This is a genomic window from Duganella caerulea (assembly GCF_040362985.1).
Lineage (GTDB): Bacteria > Pseudomonadota > Gammaproteobacteria > Burkholderiales > Burkholderiaceae_D > Rugamonas > Rugamonas vulcania.
The window spans coordinates 24486-42978 of sequence record NZ_BPWJ01000002.1; the positions used below are offsets into that span (position 1 = coordinate 24486).

At 65.4% G+C, this 18493-nt stretch carries 13 protein-coding genes; 2 read left to right on the forward strand and 11 right to left on the reverse strand.

The features are described from left to right. Positions 1–59: 59 nt before the first annotated feature. The 3 genes from ACUJB0_RS04865 to ACUJB0_RS04875 form a co-directional block, all read right to left on the reverse strand. Complete coding sequence (locus ACUJB0_RS04865; RefSeq protein ID WP_444844244.1) at positions 60–803, reverse strand: tetratricopeptide repeat protein; 744 nt, start codon at positions 801–803, stop codon at positions 60–62. Between the two features lie 50 nt (positions 804–853). After that, the gene (locus tag ACUJB0_RS04870; protein WP_444844245.1) at positions 854–2950 is read right to left on the reverse strand and encodes a bifunctional 2',3'-cyclic-nucleotide 2'-phosphodiesterase/3'-nucleotidase; all 2097 of its coding nucleotides are present in this window, start codon (positions 2948–2950) and stop codon (positions 854–856) included. A gap of 97 nt (positions 2951–3047) precedes the next feature. Then, positions 3048–3965, reverse strand: coding sequence for a DMT family transporter (locus tag ACUJB0_RS04875; RefSeq protein WP_444844246.1), 918 nt, complete (start codon positions 3963–3965; stop codon positions 3048–3050). A 100-nt stretch (positions 3966–4065) separates the two neighbouring features. Between ACUJB0_RS04875 and ACUJB0_RS04880 the strand changes: the two genes are divergently transcribed. Beyond that, complete coding sequence (locus ACUJB0_RS04880) at positions 4066–4989, forward strand: LysR family transcriptional regulator (protein WP_444844247.1); 924 nt, start codon at positions 4066–4068, stop codon at positions 4987–4989. Positions 4990–5001: 12 nt separating this feature from the next. On the opposite strand, the gene ACUJB0_RS04885 is transcribed toward ACUJB0_RS04880, so the two are convergent. The 7 genes from ACUJB0_RS04885 to ACUJB0_RS04915 all read right to left on the reverse strand — a co-directional run bounded on the left by ACUJB0_RS04885 (position 5002) and on the right by ACUJB0_RS04915 (position 14663). Beyond that, positions 5002–6777: a DUF3443 domain-containing protein gene (locus tag ACUJB0_RS04885; RefSeq protein WP_444844248.1), complete on the reverse strand. Its 1776-nt coding sequence runs from the start codon at positions 6775–6777 to the stop codon at positions 5002–5004. A 9-nt stretch (positions 6778–6786) separates the two neighbouring features. Further along, complete coding sequence (locus ACUJB0_RS04890) at positions 6787–7248, reverse strand: DUF2844 domain-containing protein (RefSeq protein WP_444844249.1); 462 nt, start codon at positions 7246–7248, stop codon at positions 6787–6789. A gap of 104 nt (positions 7249–7352) precedes the next feature. Further along, entirely contained in the window at positions 7353–8693 is a 1341-nt protein-coding gene (gene gudD / locus ACUJB0_RS04895; RefSeq protein WP_444844250.1) for a glucarate dehydratase, read from the reverse strand. Between the two features lie 9 nt (positions 8694–8702). Beyond that, positions 8703–10001 carry an MFS transporter gene (locus ACUJB0_RS04900; RefSeq protein ID WP_444844947.1) on the reverse strand — a complete coding sequence of 433 codons (1299 nt, stop codon included), beginning with the start codon at positions 9999–10001 and terminating at the stop codon, positions 8703–8705. An 85-nt stretch (positions 10002–10086) separates the two neighbouring features. After that, positions 10087–11160, reverse strand: coding sequence for a porin (locus ACUJB0_RS04905; RefSeq protein ID WP_444844251.1), 1074 nt, complete (start codon positions 11158–11160; stop codon positions 10087–10089). A gap of 121 nt (positions 11161–11281) precedes the next feature. Continuing rightward, positions 11282–12166 carry a LysR substrate-binding domain-containing protein gene (locus tag ACUJB0_RS04910; RefSeq protein WP_444844252.1) on the reverse strand — a complete coding sequence of 295 codons (885 nt, stop codon included), beginning with the start codon at positions 12164–12166 and terminating at the stop codon, positions 11282–11284. A 94-nt stretch (positions 12167–12260) separates the two neighbouring features. Further along, positions 12261–14663 (reverse strand): TonB-dependent receptor plug domain-containing protein, encoded by a 2403-nt coding sequence (locus ACUJB0_RS04915; protein WP_444844253.1) that lies wholly within the window; start codon positions 14661–14663, stop codon positions 12261–12263. A gap of 199 nt (positions 14664–14862) precedes the next feature. Here ACUJB0_RS04915 and ACUJB0_RS04920 point away from each other — a divergent pair, with 199 nt between their 5' ends. After that, positions 14863–18015, forward strand: a complete 3153-nt coding sequence (locus ACUJB0_RS04920) for an error-prone DNA polymerase (RefSeq protein ID WP_444844254.1) — start codon at positions 14863–14865, stop codon at positions 18013–18015. On the opposite strand, the gene ACUJB0_RS04925 is transcribed toward ACUJB0_RS04920, so the two are convergent. Further along, positions 18016–18438, reverse strand: a complete 423-nt coding sequence (locus tag ACUJB0_RS04925; protein WP_444844255.1) for a PRC-barrel domain-containing protein — start codon at positions 18436–18438, stop codon at positions 18016–18018. It abuts the gene before it with no gap. Positions 18439–18493 lie beyond the last annotated feature (55 nt).

Below are 18493 nucleotides of genomic sequence, written 5' to 3' on the forward strand. Positions count from 1 at the left end.
GCTGGCTGCGAATCGAAAGAATCAGCACGATGCCACCACGCGTAGCATCGCGCCTGTCGTCAGAAGCGATTCCAGTTGTTGTGGCGGTGCTCGGCGGCTTCCTTGAGCAGGTAGCCGGCGCGGCGTTCGTCTTTTGGGCTGAGGGCGTCGCCCAGCTGTACCGTCATCGCCAGCTCCTGGATCGCCGGCGGATACTCATGCTCCGCGGCTTCCTCCAGCAGATGGCGTGCCTGGGCGCTGTCCTGCGCCACGCCTCGGCCATCCCGGTAAATGTAGGACAGCAGGAACATGGCGTGTGGATTGCCAAGATCGCTGGCAACCTTCAGCCACTGCGCCGCCTGCGCATCGTCGCGCGCGACGCCGTCGCCGTTCTTGTAGAGCATGCCCAGCATCAGCGCCGCCCGCGCATGATGCTGCCTGGCCGCCATCTCATACCACGGCGCCGCGGCAGCCGGCGCCGGCGCCACGCCCACCACGCCCACGCGCAACATCTCGCCCAATTGATAGGCCGCATCCACATCGCCGCCGCGCGCGGCTTGCTCGAACAGCTTCAGCGACTGCGCCCGCTGCTCGGGACGGGTCTGGTACAACAGTCCCAGCTCGCGCTGCGCCACCGGCATGTTCTGCGCCGACCACGACATCAGCTTGCGCTCGGCGCTGGCGTCGGCCTGCTGCATGGCCTTCATGCCGACCGTCTCGATTTGCGCCGAAGTCGGCTTCTCCTGCTGCAACTGGCAGCCGAACAGGAACACACCGGCCAGCAGGCCAATCAACGCAACGCCGGGATAATTTTTCACTTGCATGATAGTGACCTCACGATAAACGGAGCCGGCAACGCCGGCCCCATCTACACTTACTTGCTCAGATCGATAGCGTACTTGGCGAAGCCGCTGGCATCCTGCGCGCCCTCGGCCGTGACGGCGGTGATGCCGCTGCTCTTGGCCAGCGCCAGGTGGCCCGGCGCCGAGCGCAGGATCACCGGACCGGCCGTCGCCACCTTGACGAAGCTCCAGCTGCGCGCGCTGCCATTGCCCGCCAGCGTGACCTTGCCGCTGGCCGCGCCCTGCGCCGTCAGGTAGTTGCTGACCACGGTCTGGTTGGCGTCCGGCGACTTGATGATGGTCTTGCTGCCGTCGATGCCAGGCACGGCACCGCCGCCGCCCGCGCGGTAGTCGTTGGTGGCGACGATGAAGTCGTCACCGTCGGCCACGGCCTTGCCCAGGTAGGTCAGGTTGACGATGCGGCTGCCAACCGGCTTGGTCACGTCGATCTGGTAGGTCAGCGCGTTGTTCTCGGCGTAGAACACGTCGTAGTTGTAGATCGTGCCATACGACGGCACCAGGTCCTGCTCGGTGGTCTTGGCCGGGTCGATCTGGCCGAACTGCTTGGCCGCCGTTTCCAGCCAGGCCTTCAGGTCCGAACCCTTGATCTTCACCGCCTGCAGGTTGTTGTTGCTGTACAGGTAGAGGTCGCCCGGATTGCGCACTTGCAGACCGATAGGCGCGGCCGCGCTGGCGCCCGGCGCCACGTCGGTGAAGTCGGAAGGACCGTTGCGGCCGGCCTTGAACGGCGCGCTGCACGAGATCACCGGAATGTTCTTGTAGCTGGCGATGGTGGCGTCGGTGCTGGCGGCGATGAATTTCTTCACATAATCCAGCTGCGCCTGGTTGACCAGCTGGATCGCGCTGACGTCGCCCACCAGCGAGAAGTAGGCCGACATTTCGAAGTCGGTGCTCACGCCCAGCGGTTGCTTGGCGTAGGCGATGGTGGCCGCGTGCTCGGTGGCGACGAGGGGCGCGATGGCCGGATCGGCCTTGACGATGGTGGTGCCGTCGGCATACTTGAAGCCGCGCGATTCCACCGTGGTCTTATCCTGCTGCACCACCCATTTGCCGCCGGTGTAGACCAGCGTCATCTTGATGATGCCCAAACGGCGGCCCCAGCTTTGCGCCATCACGGTCGGCACGCCGTTGACGAAGCCGTTGACGGCGTCGATCTTGGCGCTGGCCGGGAACGCCGCGAACGAAGGGTCCAGCGCCGGCGCGCCGATCTCTTTACCCTTCGGGAAGATCAGGTGCGAGTGGCCGATCAGCAGCGCGTCGATGCCGGTGCTGGTCAGGTGATAGCTGCCATTCTCCATTTTCGGGCTGTAGGCGCTCGGGTCCAGGCCGCCGTGCGACAGCGCCACCACCAGGTCGGCGCCCTTGGTGCGCATCTCCGGCACGTACTGCTTGGCTGCTTCCTGCACGCCGGTCACGGCGACCTTGCCGGCCAGGTTCTTCTGGTCCCAGTCCAGGATCTGCGGCGGCACGAAGCTCATGATGCCGATGTTCAGTTTCACGTCGACCTTGCTGCCGTCCGGCTTGGTGGCGGTGAAGGTGCGCGGCAGCAGCGTGTACGGCTGCACGATGGGCTTGTTGCTGGCCACGCCGGTGACGTTGGTCAGCACCAGCGGGAAGGCCGGCGCGCCGCAGGTGCCGCTCGGCTTGGCGACGCCTGGGATGCCGAAGTCGGTGTTGGTGATCTGGCTCAGCAGCGGCAGGCCGTAGTTGAACTCGTGGTTGCCGAAGCCGCCGCCGTCGTACTTCATGGCGTTCATGACCTTGTGCACGGCCATGGTGTCGGTGCAGGCGATCGGCTTGGTGACGGCTTGCATGTCGCCCAGCAGCGTGCCTTGGATTACGTCGCCGTCGTCCAGCAGCACGTTGTTCGGGTTTTCCGCGCGCGCGGCGCTGACCAGGGTCGAGGTGCGCTCCAAGCCCAGGCTGGTGTCTTCCGCCAGTGAGTAGTAGTTGTAGCTCATCACGTTGGCGTGGATGTCGGTGGTCTCCATCAGCGCCAGCGTGACGGTCGTGCCTTCCGCGACGGCCGGCGGTGGCGTGTAATCGCCGCCGCAACCGACCAGACCCGCTGCCGTCATCGCAGCCAACATCACCAGATTCAGTTTCATTGCTTCCCCGCAAATTAAGAAAATATAAGCTGGGAACTGTATCCAATTTACGTGACATTGTCGTGACAATACAAAAACATTGAAGACCCGGTTGCCGTCACCTGGCCGGAGCGCCGCTCCACCGGTTCGCCATGCCCAGCCAGACGCCCGACAGCGCCAGCAGGCCGCCCAGTGCGTGGTAGCCGTGCAAGCGTTCATGCAGCAGCACGGCGGCGGCCAGCGCCACGAACACCGGCAGCAGGTTCATGAACAGGCTGGCGCGTGCCGGGCCCAGGTGCTTGATGCCGCTCATCCAGCAGAACGGTGCGCCGATCGATGCCAGCGTGCCGGCGTACAGGATCAGCGGCATGCTGGCCGCCGTCACCGGCGATGACGGCGCCAGCCACCAGAAAGGCAGGATCAGCAGCAGGCCGCAGGCGATTTGCACATACAGCTGCAGCCACGTCGACAGCGGCATCGCCCATCGCTTGATCAGCACACCGTACAGGGCGTTGGAGCCCACCGCCACCAGCATCAGGCCGTCGCCGGCGTGCACCGCGCCTTGCAGCAGGCCGAGCGGCTGGCCGCGTGTGCTCAGGATAACCAGCCCGGCCAGCGACAAGCCCGCGCCGCACAGCCGCTCCACGGACAACGATTCACCCGCAAGCCGGCTCGACAGCAGGGCCGACATCAACGGCATCGTTGCCACGATGACGCCCATATTAATGGCCGATGTGGTCTGCGCGGCCTGGTACGCCAGGCCCTGGTAGAGGCCCATGCCGAGGCAACCCAGCAGGGCCAGGCGCGGCAGCTGCGTGAGCACAGCCGCGCGTTGCCGGATCAGCGACGGCAGCACGAACGGCGTCAGCACCAGGCCGGCCAGCAGCCAGCGATAGAAAGTGATGGCGGATGGCGCGATCACGCCGGCCGCCGCCTTGGTGACCAGGGTGTTGCCGGTCCAGATCAGCACGGCGAGTAGCGGGTAAATGGAAAACGCGGGCGCCGCCGCCGGGCGCGCAATGGAGGGAGATGACATGGTGAAATCCTTGCATAGTCGTGTTGCAAGGATCGTCTCACGCGGTTCATTGCTGTGTACAGTGATATGATTGCACTAAATGAATGCATGGGATGCACGAATGAGCCAAGTCGATTTCAATATGCTGCTGGACCTGGATGCGCTGCTGCGGGAGGGCAGCGTGGTGGGCGCCGCGCAGGCCTTGCACGTCAGCCCGTCGGCGATGAGCCGCCGCCTGGCGCGGTTGCGCGAGGCTGCCGCCGATCCACTGTTTGTCGCCGCAGGGCGGGGGCTGGCGCCGACCCAGCGCGCGCTGGCCATGCATGAGCGGGTGCGCGCGGCGATCGACGAGGTGCGCAGCATTTTCTTCTCCGACGAACTCGATCTTTCGCAACTGCGGCGCACCTTCACGCTGCGTGCCAGCGACGGCTTCGTCGGCGTCTGGGCCGCGCGGCTGGTGAGCGCGATGATGGCGGAAGCGCCTGGCGTCAGCCTGCGCTTCGTGCCGCGCGCGAACAAGAATACGGATGTGTTGCGCAGTGGGGCGATCGATCTGGACATCGGCGTACCCGCGGCATCGGAGCCGGACATCGTCGACGACGCGCTGTTCGAGAGCTCATTCGTTGGCGTGGTGCGGCAAGGGCACCCGCTGCTTGCCAAGGGACCACGCAGCAAGGTTGGGTTGAAGGCGTTTGTGGCCTGGCCGCACATTTCGGCATCCCAACACGGCTCGGGCATCAGCCGGCTCGACGCGGCGCTGGAGGCGGCGGGCGTGCGGCGCAACGTTGCCATCGTCGCGCCCGGCGTGCAGGCGGCCTTGGTCATGGCCTCCACCTCGGATTTCATCGCGGCCATGCCCGAGCCATTTGCGCGCTGGGGCAAGGAACACCACCGGCTGCAGCTGTTTCGCCTGCCTATCGAGGCGCCGACGGTGCAGGTGTCGCAAAGCTGGCACAAGCGTCATCAGGCCGATCCCGCGCACCGCTGGCTGCGCGCGCACGTCAGCGCGATATGCGCAGCTGGCGTGCGCGCCATGCAGGGGTAGGAAAGCGGGGCGCTAGTACGCCCAGAGCGGCCCGGTCTTGCCGTTGACGCTGGCGCCCTCCATCACCACGAACACGCGGCGGCCGTAGAAGAAGGGCAGGCCCCAGTCGAAGTAGTTGCCGGTTCCGGCGGTGCCGCCGACCTGCGCCGCCGAGATGGTGGATGCCAATTGCACCAGGTTGGCCACGTTGAAATTGACCACGCCGCTGGCGCTGCCGTCGGCGGCGGCGTTGGTCGCGCTGAGCGACAACGTGCTGGCCGGACAGTAGAAGTCGCCGCCCGAGCAGGTGCGTATCGTGCTGTCGTTGAAGAAGTAGCCGTTCGAGCCGCTGTCGATGAAGCTGGCGCCGTAGGTCTTGCCCTTGTAGATGGTGCTGAAGTCGCCGCCGCTGTTGGTGGTGAACAGCGTCTCGCCGGCGATGGTGTTGTTGGCCTGCGTGTTGACGCCGAAGATCAGCGTGCCGTTGACCGACGTCAGGCCGGACGCGCCTACGGCGGGCAGCACCAGCAGCACGCCGTTGTTGTTCACCGCGAACGAGGCCACCGGATTGCTGACCTGCGAGGCCAGCGCCATGCTGCTGGCGACGCAGCCGTTGCCGGTGCAGGCGTAGTAGGCGCCGGCGACCGCCGAGCGGGCGCAGCTGTCGCCGCAATCCTGCTTGAACAGGCCGACGCCGAGCACGCCCTTGGCGCCCAGTGCCGCCAGCGTGCCGAGGTTGTTGCCGGCGCTGCTGCAACTGGACGGCGTGGCCGCGTAGTTGGCGCCGCTGTCGCCGATCACCTGGATCGAAATGCCGGCGGCGGTTTCGTCCGCCATCTTGACGTCGGCCTGCCGCACCGCGCCCCAGGTGTAGCCGCTGATGAACTTGCCGCAGGTGCCGGCGTCGGCGCCGGACGGCGTCTGCACCGCCGGCAGGTTCAGCGCCGCATCGAGCGGCGCCAGCAGGCGCAGGCCATAGGAGCCGGTGTCGAGCAGCACGTGATCGATGGTCTGGCAAATGGTGGTGCCGGGGCGGCACACCGTCACGCTGACGTACGGGATGTTGATGGCGCCGTTGACGCCGGTCGGGCCGCTGTCGACCACGATGGCGGTGCTGTTGCTGGTCGGCGCGGTCACGCTCAGCGTGGCGCTGGCGTTGACAGTGCCGCCGTCGCCGGCGCAGGACAGCGTGTAGACGTAATTGCCCGCCACGCTGGACGCGATGCTGACCGAGCCGGAGGTGGCCTTGGCGCCGCTCCACGCGCCGCCGGCGGTGCAGCCGCTGGCGTTGGCCGACGACCAGCTCAGCACCGAGGTCTGCGCGGTGGTGATGCTGGCCGGCGCCAGCGTCAGGTTGACGGTGGGCGAGGGCGGCGGCGAGCTGACGACCACGCTGGTGGTCTTGCTGACTTCGCCGCAAGTGACGGTGTAGTAGGCGGTGCCGGCCGCGCCGGCCGTGACGGTGCGTGAGCCGCTGTTGTCCAGCGCGCCGCTCCAGGCGCCGGAGGCGGTGCAGCCGGTCGTCGTGGGATTGCTGACGCTCCAGCTCAGGGTGATGACCTGGCCGACAGTGGTGGCGGTCGGCGTGGCGCTGATGCTGACCACCGGCGTGCCGGTGCCGGCCTGGCTGGTGGATTGCGTGGTCTGCGCGGCGGACGTTGCGGCGCCGCTGCCTCCGCCACCGCAGGCACTGAGCACCAGGGCGAGCATGAAGCTGGCGAGGAAGATGAACCAGGTCGAGCCGGACGCGGCCAGCAGGGCCGCACCGGCGCGCTGCCGCAGCCGGCCGATGGCGAGGGGACGATGCATGCGCCTCTCCTATTCGATGACGGAAGTGTCGAAGCCGGCAGGCAGCGCGGCCGGGATCCACGCATGGCCGGCGTAGGCGCGCATGTGCCCGCCCGAGACGATCACCACGTCCTGCTGCGCCAGCGCCAGCTGCGAGTGCCCCGCCTTGGGACGCTTGGCGGCGGCGTTGGTCAGCACGGCGAACTTGTCGCCCAACAGGGTGCGCAGGTCGGGCAGGGTTGGGCCGTTCCAACTGACGGCGAACACCTTGCCGTCGGCATTGACGTATTCGCGCACCACGGTGCCGCTGTCGAGCGTGCTCTGGCTGATGGTGTAGACGGCCGTGTTGTCGGCGCCGGTCGCGGCCAGGCTGCGCGCGGCCTGCCTGACGGGCGTGGCGCCGAAATTGGAGGGCGAACTGCCCAGCGCCGCATAGGCAAGCGCGCCTTGCAGCAGGGAGAGCAACAACATGAGTAGGAATGCCCGGCGCATCAATCGCTCCTGTGCCTAAGATGCAGGCAAGTGTAAAGCGGCGCCGGGTTGGATGGCGTTAGCGATGTGTAAGCAAACGTTACACATCTATGGCGGACAACGCCTCAGCGCACCAGGCAGGGGCGTTTGTTGTCGAACTTCCAGCCCGGGACCAGGAACTGCATCGCCACCGCATCGTCGCGCGCTCCGAGGCCCATGTTCTTGTAGGCTTGGTGGGCCTTCTCCAGCTCCAGCGGATCGAGCTCGATACCCAGGCCGGGCCGGGCCGGCACATGGATCATCCCGTCCTCGATTTTCAATGGCTCCTTGGTCAGGCGCTGGCCATCCTGCCAGATCCAGTGGGTATCGATCGCGGTCACCTTGCCCGGGGCCGCCGCGCCGACGTGGGTGAACATCGCCAGCGAAATATCGAAGTGGTTGTTCGAGTGCGAACCCCAGGTCAGGCCGAACATCTGGCACAGTTGCGCGACGCGCACCGAACCCTGCATGGTCCAGAAGTGCGGGTCGGCCAATGGGATGTCCACCGATTGCAGCTGGATCGAATGCGCCATCTGGCGCCAGTCCGTGGCAATCATGTTGGTGGCGGTCGGCAGGCCAGTCGCGCGGCGGAACTCGGCCATCACTTCGCGGCCCGAGTAGCCATCCTCCGCGCCGCACGGGTCTTCCGCGTACGCCAGGATGCCGTGCTTGTCGCGGCAGACGCGGATCGCATCCTTGAGCAGCCAGCCGCCGTTCGGGTCCAGCGTCACCCGGGCTTCGGGGAAGCGCTCGTGCAGGGCGACGATCGCCTCCATCTCCTCGTCGGCGGACAACACGCCACCCTTCAGTTTGAAATCGTTGAAGCCGTAGCGCGCGTGCGTCGCTTCGGCCAGGCGCACGATGGCTTCCGGCGTCAGCGCTTCCTCGTTGCGCAGCCTGAACCACGCGTCATCGGCACCGGGCTCGCTGCGATAGGCCATCGGCGTCTTGTTGCGGTCGCCGACGTAGAACAGGTAGCCCAGCATCTCCACCGCGTTGCGCTGCAAGCCTTCCCCCAGCAAGGCCGCCACCGGCACGTTCATGAACTGCCCCAGCAAATCAAGCAGCGCCGACTCCATCGCCGTCACCGCGTGAATGGTGGTGCGCAGGTCGAAGGTCTGCAGGCCACGGCCACCGGCGTCGCGGTGGGCGAAGGCGGTGCGCATGGTGTTGAGCACGGCGTTGTAGTCGCCCAGCGTTTTGCCGATGACAAACGGCCGTGCGTCTTCGATGGTCTGGCGGATTTTCTCGCCGCCGGGAACCTCGCCCAGGCCGGTGTTGCCGGCGCTGTCGGTCAGGATCAGGATGTTGCGGGTAAACCATGGGCCATGGGCGCCGCTGAGATTGAGCAGCATGCTGTCCTGGCCGGCGACGGGAACGACGCGCATGTCGGTCACGACCGGGGCGTTGGTGACGATGTGATTCATAGGTAAGCTCTAGCGTGGTTGAGATATTGGGTTCAACGAAGTCGTCAGCGAGACGCGTTTGATATCGCCGACTATGAACAGGTAACTGAAGATGGCCATCGCGGCATTGGCGCCGACAAACACCAGCGCGCCAGAGAACGAGCCTGTATTTTGCACGATATAGCCGATCACGATGGGCGTGGTGATGCCTGCGGTGTTGCCGAAGGTGTTGAACAACGCGCCGCTCAGCCCACCGGCTTCCTTGGGCGAGGTGTCCGACACCACTGCCCAACCCAGCGCGCCGATGCCCTTGCCGAAGAAGGCCAGCGACATGATGGCGACCACCAGCATATCGGTCTCGATGTAGTTACAGGCGATCATGCTCATCGACAGCACCATGCCGATCACGATGGGCAGCTTGCGCGACACCGACAGGGAATAGCCCGCCTTGTTCAAGCGATCCGACAGCCAGCCGCCGCTGACGCCGCCCAGGAAGCCTGCAATGGCGGGCAGCGAGGCGACAAAGCCGGCCTTCAGGATCGTCATGTGACGCTCCTGCACCAGGTACACGGGGAACCAGGTGAGGAAGAAATAGGTGAGCGTGGTGATGCAATACTGGCCGATGTACACGCCCAGCAGCATCCGGCTGCAGAGCAGCTCCTTAATGCAAGCCATGGTGTTGACCTGCGCGGGCTGGGCGGCGTGCGCTCCGCTCTCCAGGTCGACCAGCGCGCCGCCTTGCTGGATGTACTGCAGCTCACTGGCGCTGATGCCTGGGTGATCCTTTGGACCGTAGATCGTCTTCAGCCAGACAAACGCCATGAAGATGCCCAGCGCGCCCATGACGAAGAAGACACTTTGCCATCCATAGGAATGCACCAGCCAGCCCATGATGGGCGCGAACAGCACCGTGGCGAAGTATTGTGCCGAGTTGAACACGGCGGCGGCCAGGCCGCGCTCGTGGGTCGGGAACCACGACGAGGCGATCCGGCTGTTGCCCGGGAACGAAGGTGCTTCAGCGGCGCCGACCAGCAGGCGCAGCACGAACAGCAGCACCACCGCCGCGCCGCCGGTCACGAATCCCGCCGCGCCGGTGAACAGCGTGAACGTGGACCACAGGAAGATGCTGAAGAAATAGGTGATCTTCGAGCCGAAACGGTCCAGCAGCCAGCCGCCCGGAAGCTGGGCCAGCACGTAGGACCAGGCAAACGCCGAGAACACAAAGCCCATCTGGATCGCGTCCAGGCCGAGCGCCTTTTTGATGTCCGGCCCGGCGATCGAAATCGTCGCGCGGTCCGCGTAGTTGATGGTGGTGATCGCAAACAGCATCGCCAGGATGACCCAGCGCTTGCGCGTTTGCGGCTTGGTGAATTGAGCTTGTTCCACGGTATGCCCTGTCTCTTGTTATGCCGGTTTAGAAGGTGTGGCGCATGCCGAGGTTGTAGCCGGTGTTGCCGGTGCCGCTTTCCGTATTGTTGGCGACCGTGTAGCCGGCGCCGTTTTTATTGCTGATGTGGGCGTACGCCGCGTACAGCGATGTGCGTTTCGACAGGGGATGCAGGTAGCCGATGCCCCAGGAATTGGCGTCCTGGTTGAAGCTGGTGCGGTCGTCCTTGTGCATCACCGAGCCCAGCACGGTGCCCATCCCGGCCGGCATGCTGAAGCCCAGTAGGTAGTCGCGGCCATCGGTCGAAGCGGTCGGCTTGACGCCGCCATACGGATTGTTCGAGTTGCCCAGCGGCGCGGCGTTGTAGCCCTTGTCGATGCCGTAGCCGGCGTGGACCTTGATCCAGCCGAAGTTGTAGTTCGCGCCCAGCAGCGTGTTGCGGCCCAGCGTGCGGTCCACCGCCGGCGTGCTGCCGCTGGCGACCACGTCGGAGTTCTTGCTGTTGTAGGCCAGGCGCACGCTCAACTGACCTGTGGCGTAGCCGATCGCTCCGCCGAACTGGCGGCCGGCGCGGATATTGGTCTGCTCGCCGGCGCTGTAGGACAGTTCGCCATCGACGCCATTCACGCGAGGCGAGGCATAGCTGATCGTATTGCTGGTGCGGACGTTCGTGCCGGAGTCCGGGAACAGGTTCTTGGAGGTGCCCGCGTAACCCGTGCTGAACGGGTCGACGATATTGACCAGCGTGGTGTGATAGGGCGTGTACTGGCGGCCGAGGGCGAGCGAGCCGAGATCGCTTTTCAGTCCGACGAAGGCCTGGCGGTTGAATATGGTGCCGGCCGCGTCGATCTCGCCGGTATCGATCTTGGTGCCGGCCTCCAGCGTGAAGAACGCCGACATGCCGCCGCCCAGGTCCTCGGTGCCACGGAAGCCGAGGCGCGAGGCGGAGCCGGCGCCGCTGGTGACCTTGGTGAGGTTGCCGGCGTTGCCGCCGCGTTCGCCGACGATGGCGGCATCGACGATGCCGTAGATCGTGACGTTGGATTGGGCGTGTGCCGTGGCTGCGCCCAGGGCGAGGACAATAGCTGCCGCTAGTTTCATGCTGTCTCCTTGATTTGTGTATTTTTATGATTGGCTTGCAAATCAATCATAGGCTGGCGTCTATGCATCACCAAACCAAAGAGTGTCGCCAGCAATTCAATTAATGAATCGCCGCGCGGGATCAATCGACATGAAACGTTGGCAGCACCTCGCGTTTAAAGACGCGTAGCACGGGGTTTTCGTTGTCGCGCCGGTGGACGCAGACCATGTGCACCGGCTCGGTCGCCATCTTTCTCATCACCAGGCCGTTGAATCCGAGCCGCACCGCGCCTTCGGCAATCAATGCCACACCCAGGCGGGCGCGCACCAGGGCCAGCATGGTATGCACCTGGCCCACATGTTCAACGACGTCCGGCTCCACGCCAGCCTTGGCGAACCGCTCGCTCAGCATGTGATGAAACGGCCGCGCGTCGAACGGCGAGTACATCACGAAAGGCTTGCCCTGCAGGCTTTGCAGCGTGGGCTCCAGCGGCCAGTTGCCGGCATCGTCTTCGTGGATGGCCAGCATCAGCGACTCGGTCACCAGCGGGATGGTTTCAAGTTCCGCGTTGAGCGTGTGGGGGCGCATGAGGCCGAGGTCCAGCTCGCCGGAATTGAGCGCCTCGACCTGAGCCGTGCTGACCAGTTCCTTCAACGTCAGCGACACACCGGGGCAGTGCTCGCGCAGCCGCCGCACTACCTCGGGGAGCAAGCTGTAGCCTGACGCGGAGGTGAAGCCGATCGCGAGATGCCCCTGTTCACCCTTGGCCGCACGGCGCGCCGTGAGCGCCGCCTCATGCGCCAGCCGAAGGATGCGAACGGCCTCCGGCAGGAAAGCCTTGCCGGCGGCGGTCAGCCGCACCATGCGGCTGTTGCGTTCGATGAGCTCGGCGCCGACGTTGTGCTCCAACAGGCGGATCTGACGGCTCAATGGCGGCTGCGTCATGTTCAGCCGCTCGGCCGCGCGGCTGAAGTGCAGCTCCTCGGCCACGGCGACAAAACAGCGCAGCTGGCTGATCTCAAACATTTTCCACCTTTCGTGACGGCATAAAAAAACCCCGAAAGCTGCAGGCAACTTTCGGGGCTAGTCTACATGCGCGGAAGATTCCGCGCGCAGAAGCTTAGAACTTGACGTACAGGCGGCCGAAGTACGACGCGCCGTTCAGACCGAACTGCACGCTCTCATACTTGAAACCGTTGTCGGTCTCGTCGGCGTTCTGCGACGTCGGCTTGACGTTGAAGATGTTGTTGCCGCCGAAGGTGAACTTCATGTTTTTGTTGATGGTGTAGGTGAAGCTCAGGTCGGCCGAGGTCTTCGACTCGTAGTGCTGGTTAGGTGCACCTCCTGCCGTGCCGGTGAACGTGCCCAGCGTCTGCGGACCGAAGTGGATGATCTTCAGGTCGCTTTCCCATGGACCGGTCACGTAGTCGAAGCCCAGCGTGGCTTTCGAGCGCGGCGCGCCTTGCTCGATGTACAGGCGTTCCTTCTCCGACAGCAGCACGTCCTCGAAGCCTTTCAGCGAAGCCGGCGCGTGGATGCCGGTCACTTCGGTCTTGCTGACGTTGAGCGCCAGGAAGGTGGTCAGCTTGTTGGAGCCGAAGTTGGTCTTGTGCGACGCGGTCAGGTCCAGGCCCTTGGTCTTGGTGTCGACCGAGTTGACGAAGAACTGCGCTTCGCCCACGCCCAGCTTGGCCAGGCGCTCGGCCAGGTCGGGATAGGTGTCGGCGTTGAAGCGGCCCGACAGCACAATGCGGTCCTTGATCTTGATGTCGTACAGGTCGGCCGTCACGGACAGCGCGGCGTTCGGCGTCCAGGTCGTGCCCAGCGTGAAGCTGGTCGACTTCTCTTCCTTCAGCTTCGGAATGCCGGCCGCGTTGGCGACGGTGCCGCCGTTCGGCGCCAGCACCACGTCGGTCGGCACGCCGCCGATGAAGTCGGTGAAGGTCGACGAGAAATAAATTTGTTGCAGCGACGGCGCACGGAAGCCGGTGCTGGCAGAGCCGCGCAGCAGCACGCTGTCGGCCACACGCACGCTGCCGGCCAGCTTGCCGGTGACGGTGGAGCCGAAGTCGCTGAACTTCTCGTAGCGCACCGCGCCCTGCAGCTTGACCATCTTGCTCAGGTCCGCTTCCAGGTCGAGGTAGGCGGCGGTGCTGTGGCGCTTGGCGTTGACCTGGTCGGCTGGCTGGAAGCCGGGGAAGCCCTGGCTGCCGGCGTTGCCGCCGAAGCCGACGCCGTCGACGTCGTTGTACGAGCCCGGCTCGCCGGCGAAGATCTTGTAGTTCTCGCTGCGGTATTCGCCGCCGAAGGCCACGTTCAGGCCGTCACCGACCAGGCCGTCGTAGTAGTGGTTCAGGTCGAGGTTGGTGGTCAGTTGCTGGAACGAGAAGCCGCCCGCGTCGAAGCGGTCCGGGCTGATGCCCTTGCCGCCGGCCAGCAAGTCCTTGTTGGCGATCGAGGCGTTGATCGTATGGCTGATGTTGTACTTCATCTTGTTGTAGCCGTAGGTCTGCGACACGTCCAGGTTCCAGTCGCCCACCATGCTGCGGTGGCCGAGGATGGCATAGCGGTCGTCGATGTCGGCGTTGATGAAGGGGACGAAGCCGTTCGGGTACATCGCGGCCGAGTTGCGGCTCGGGATGTCGTCGGAGCCGACGCCGCCGCGCGCGAAGGCGGCGCTGGAGGCGTCGCGGGTCTGGCCGCCGGCGGTGAAGTACAGCTTGCCGGTGCCGACGGTCGGCAGTTCGCCGTTCAGGTAGATGGTCTGGTTCTTGGTCTTGCTGTCGCCGATGATGCGCGGATTGTCGGCGTCGGCGCGGTTGGAGCGGCCACGGTCGAGGTACTCGCCGGTGATGCCGAGCGTGCCGCCGTTGCCGATCTCGAAGCCGCAATAGGCCGAGGTCATGTAGTTCTTGCCGTCGCGCTTGGAGTATTCGCTGAAGCCGGCAACCGCTTCGCAGCCCTTGCTCTTCTTCAGACCGATGTCCATCACGCCGGCGATGGCGTCCGAGCCGTACTGGGCGGCGGCGCCGTCGCGCAGCACCTGCACGTCCTTGATCGCCAGCAGCGGGATGGTGTTCATGTCGGTGCCGGTGTTGCCGCGGTTGCGCGCGCCGAACAGGTTGACCAGCGCGGTGGTGTGGCGGCGCTTGCCGTTGACCAGCACCAGGGTCTGGTCGGAACCGAGGCCGCGCAACGCGGCGGAATCGACCAGATCGGCGCCGTCGGAGCCGCTCTGGCGGGTCGAGTTGAACGATGGCGAGATATAAGTCAGCGTTTGCGCCAGGTCGAACTGGCCGCCTTGTTCTGTGGACTTGCTCATCGGAATGATATCGACCGGCACGACGGTGTCGGTGGAGGAACTGGTCGCGCGGCGCGAACCGACGATGCTGACCGACTGGATGGCGGTGTCGGCTTTGGCTTCCGGCGCGGTCTGTGCGAAGGCGGATGGTGCGAGGCTGAGGGCTGCTGCGCCGTACAGGCTGAGCAGTACGGCATGACGTAATGGCGTGTTAGCGAACAAGTTTTCTCTCCCGTGCAAAATTTGATTTTAGTCAAATAGCTCATAAGTGAATGAGTTTTCTGACAATTTTGCAGGCAAACTTTATTTACTGTTGTTTTGCCGCGCCACGCGGCGCCGTGTGCTGCGTAGTACTACTTAGGGTGGCGACGGCATGGCCGTGAAGGGTGTATGATACTGTATAAAAACACAGTATATTGCCATGAACACCATCTTGCCGGCCTACGCAGAGCTGTTCTGCATGACCAATTTCTCCTTCCTGCAAGGCGCGTCCAGCGCAGAGGAATTGGTCGCGCGCGCTGCGCAGCTGGACTATGCCGGCCTGGCCATCACCGACGAATGCTCGTTGGCCGGTGTAGTGCGCGCTCACGCCCAAGCCAGGGACGCCGACTTGCCGCTGGTGATCGGCAGCCATTTCCATTTGAAGAACCCGGATGGCAGTCCGGCGCTGTCGCTGCTCGCGCTGGCGCAGGACCGCGAGGGCTACGGCAATCTCTGCGAACTCATCACCATAGGGCGCAACCGCGTCGCCAAGGGCAGCTACCTGCTCACGCCGGCCGACCTTGCCGCGCCGCCGCCGGCCTACGCCCACCTGAAAGGCTTGCCCGGCTGCCTGATGATCCTGCTGCCGCATTACCCGGCCTTCCAGCCGGACGACGTCGACCGCCTGCACGCGCAGGCGGCATGGATGGAGGTCACGTTCCCCGGCCGTAGCTGGATGGGGCTGAACCTGCTGCAGCGCGCGCTGGACGAGGCGCACCGCCTCAGCATCGACGAGGTGGCGCTGCAGCACGGCATGCCGGTGGTGGCGCTGGGCCATGTCTGCATGCACGTGCGCTCGCGCAAGCCGCTCCTCGATACCCTGTGCGCGGTGCGGGTCGGCAAGCCGGTGGCCGAGTGCGGCTACGCGCTGGCGCAGAACGCCGAGCAGCATCTGCGCTCGCGCCTGCGGCTGGCCAACCTGTATCCGCCGCAGGCGCTGGCCGAAACGCTCAACATTCTCCAGCAATGCAAGTTCAGCCTGAGCGAGCTGCGCTACGAATATCCGCACGAGCTGGTGCCGCCGGGCCACACGCCGGGCAGCTATCTGCGGCAGGAGGTGTATGCCGGCGCGCAGGGCCGCTTCCCGGCCGGCGTGTCGGCCAAGGTGCGCGGGCAGATCGAGAAGGAGCTGGACCTGATCCGCGAGCTGAAATACGAGCCGTACTTCCTGACGGTCTACGATATCGTCCGCTACGCCCGCTCGCAGGACATCCTGTGCCAAGGCAGGGGATCGGCGGCCAATTCCGTGGTCTGCTACTGCCTCGGCGTGACCGAGGTCGATCCCGAGCGCAGCAACATGCTGACCGGGCGTTTCATCTCCCGTGAGCGCAACGAGCCTCCGGACATCGACGTCGACTTCGAGCACCAGCGGCGCGAGGAGGTGATCCAGTACATCTACAAAAAATACGGCGCCGACCGCGCCGCGCTGGCGGCCGTGGTCATCAGCTACCGGCCCAAGAGCGCGCTGCGCGACAGCGGCAAGGCGCTGGGCGTGGACCTGGCGATTGTCGAGAAGGTGGCCAAGGCGCACCACTGGTTCGACAGCCGCCACGACCTGCTGGGCCGGCTGGCCGAGTGCGGGCTGGACCCGGAATCGCAACTGGCCCAGCAGTGGGCCGCGCTGGCGATCGCCCTGCTGGGATTCCCGCGCCACCTGTCGCAGCATCCGGGCGGCTTCGTCATCTCGCACGAAAAATTGTCGCGCCTGGTGCCGATCGAGGCCGCCACGATGGAAGGGCGCTGCGTGATCCAGTGGGACAAGGACGATCTTGAAGAGCTGGGTCTGATGAAGGTGGACGTGCTGGCGCTGGGCATGCTGTCGGCATTGCGGCGCGCGCTGGCGCTGGTGGGCGCGCAGCGCGGCGCGCCGTTCCGGATGCAGGACATCCCCAAGGAAGACAAGCCCACCTACGCCATGATGTGCGAGGCCGACACCATCGGCGTGTTCCAGATCGAATCGCGCGCGCAGATGAGCATGCTGCCGCGCCTGCGGCCCAAGGAGTTCTACGACCTGGTGATCGAGGTCGCGCTGGTGCGGCCGGGGCCGATCCAGGGCGGTATGGTGCATCCGTATCTGCAGCGGCGCATGAACCCCAAGCTGATCGATTCCCCGCCGGGGCTGGATGAAGCGCTGAAGCGCACGCTGGGCGTGCCCATCTTCCAGGAACAGGTGATGCAGATCGCCGTCATCGCCGCCGGCTTCAGCGAGGGCGAGGCCGACCAGCTGCGGCGCGCCATGGCCGCGTGGAAGCGCAAGGGCGGGGTGGACAAATACCAGCAGCGCATCATGGACGGCATGCGCGAGCGCGGCTACGACGAAACCTTCGCCGCCGCCATCTGCGAGCAGATCAAGGGCTTTGGCGAATACGGCTTCCCCGAATCGCACGCCGCCAGCTTCGCGCTGCTGACCTATGCCAGTTCCTGGCTCAAGTGCCACGAGCCGGCCGCCTTCCTGTGCGCGCTGCTCAACAGCCAGCCGATGGGTTTCTACAGCCCTTCGCAGCTGGTGCAGGACGCCAAACGCCACGGCGTGCAGGTGCGCGAGATCGACGTCACTGTCAGCGGCTGGGACAGCTCGCTGGAGGAGCGGGTGGGCAAGCGCAACCAGCCGGCCGTGCGGCTGGGCTTGTCGCTGATGAAGGGCATGCGGGAGGAGGCGGCCCAGCGCATCGAGCGGGAGCGCGCGCTGCGGCCGTTCGCCAGCGTGGCCGACCTGGCGCGGCGTGCCGACCTCGACCGTCACGACCTGCAGGTGCTGGCCGCCGGCAACGCGCTGCAGCAACTGGCCGGCAACCGGCGGCAAGCGCTGTGGCAGGCGGTCGGCGCCATGCCGGACAAGGATTTGCTGCGCCCGACCACGCCGGTCGAGGAACTGCCCGAGCTCAAACCGCCGACCGAAGGGGAGGACATCCTGGGCGACTACCGCTCGCACGGACTGACGCTGGGCCGTCATCCGCTGGCGCTGCTGCGGCCCAAGCTGCTGGAGCACCGCTTCATGCCGGCCTCCACGCTCAACACCTACACCAACGGCATGCTGGCGCGCGCCTGCGGCATGGTCACGGTGCGCCAGCGTCCGGGCACGGCCAAGGGCGTGCTGTTCATCACCATCGAGGATGAGACCGGCAGCGTCAACGTCATCATCTGGCCGTCGCTGGTCGAGCAGCAGCGGCGCGAAGTGCTGGGCGCGCCGCTGCTGGGAGTGTACGGCGTCTGGCAACAGGAAGGCATCGTGCGCCACCTGGTCGCCAAGCGGCTGGTCGACATGTCCCACCTGCTGGGACGGCTGCCGACCGTCAGCCGCGATTTCTGCTGATTAGCGCCGCAGGCCGGCGGCGCGGTTGCCGCTGGTGCCGTAGTAGGTGTGGATCTGGCTGGCCCAGGTCTGGTTGGCCATGTCGGGCCAGTGGTCGGAATCGAAGCCCGGCGCGTTTTCGATGCGCTCCTTGTCCAGGTTCAGCGTGAAGCGCTTGTTGATCGTGTCCAGCGTCAGCGCCTCCCAGGGCACGGCGAACAGTTTCTCGCCCAGCGTGAACACGCCGCCGTACGACATCACCGCGTAGGCGATGCCGCCGGTGCGCATGTCGAGCATGATTTCCTTGATTTCCCCCAGGTGCTCGTTTTTCAGGTTGTGGACGTGGTTGCCGATCAGCGTGTCGGCGCCCATCAGTTCAGGGCCGGGGCCCTTGTGGCCGTGGTCCACATACATGCCCAGGGCATCGAGTTCTTCGTAGTTCATTTTGACCTCCCAGATTATCAATGAGTCATCATTTTTGACCGATTGGACAGGGCGG

Coding starts and splice junctions, on each gene's coding strand:
- ACUJB0_RS04910 (WP_444844252.1), bottom strand. CDS start 12,166: ATGTTTGAGATCAGCCAGCTGCGCTGTTTTGTCGCCGTGGCCGAGGAG.
- ACUJB0_RS04900 (WP_444844947.1), bottom strand. CDS start 10,001: ATGCTGTTTGCGATCACCACCATCAACTACGCGGACCGCGCGACGATT.
- gudD (WP_444844250.1), bottom strand. CDS start 8,693: ATGAATCACATCGTCACCAACGCCCCGGTCGTGACCGACATGCGCGTC.
- ACUJB0_RS04925 (WP_444844255.1), bottom strand. CDS start 18,438: ATGAACTACGAAGAACTCGATGCCCTGGGCATGTATGTGGACCACGGC.
- ACUJB0_RS04875 (WP_444844246.1), bottom strand. CDS start 3,965: ATGTCATCTCCCTCCATTGCGCGCCCGGCGGCGGCGCCCGCGTTTTCC.
- ACUJB0_RS04880 (WP_444844247.1), top strand. CDS start 4,066: ATGAGCCAAGTCGATTTCAATATGCTGCTGGACCTGGATGCGCTGCTG.
- ACUJB0_RS04885 (WP_444844248.1), bottom strand. CDS start 6,777: ATGCATCGTCCCCTCGCCATCGGCCGGCTGCGGCAGCGCGCCGGTGCG.
- ACUJB0_RS04870 (WP_444844245.1), bottom strand. CDS start 2,950: ATGAAACTGAATCTGGTGATGTTGGCTGCGATGACGGCAGCGGGTCTG.
- ACUJB0_RS04920 (WP_444844254.1), top strand. CDS start 14,863: ATGAACACCATCTTGCCGGCCTACGCAGAGCTGTTCTGCATGACCAAT.
- ACUJB0_RS04865 (WP_444844244.1), bottom strand. CDS start 803: ATGCAAGTGAAAAATTATCCCGGCGTTGCGTTGATTGGCCTGCTGGCC.
- ACUJB0_RS04905 (WP_444844251.1), bottom strand. CDS start 11,160: ATGAAACTAGCGGCAGCTATTGTCCTCGCCCTGGGCGCAGCCACGGCA.
- ACUJB0_RS04890 (WP_444844249.1), bottom strand. CDS start 7,248: ATGCGCCGGGCATTCCTACTCATGTTGTTGCTCTCCCTGCTGCAAGGC.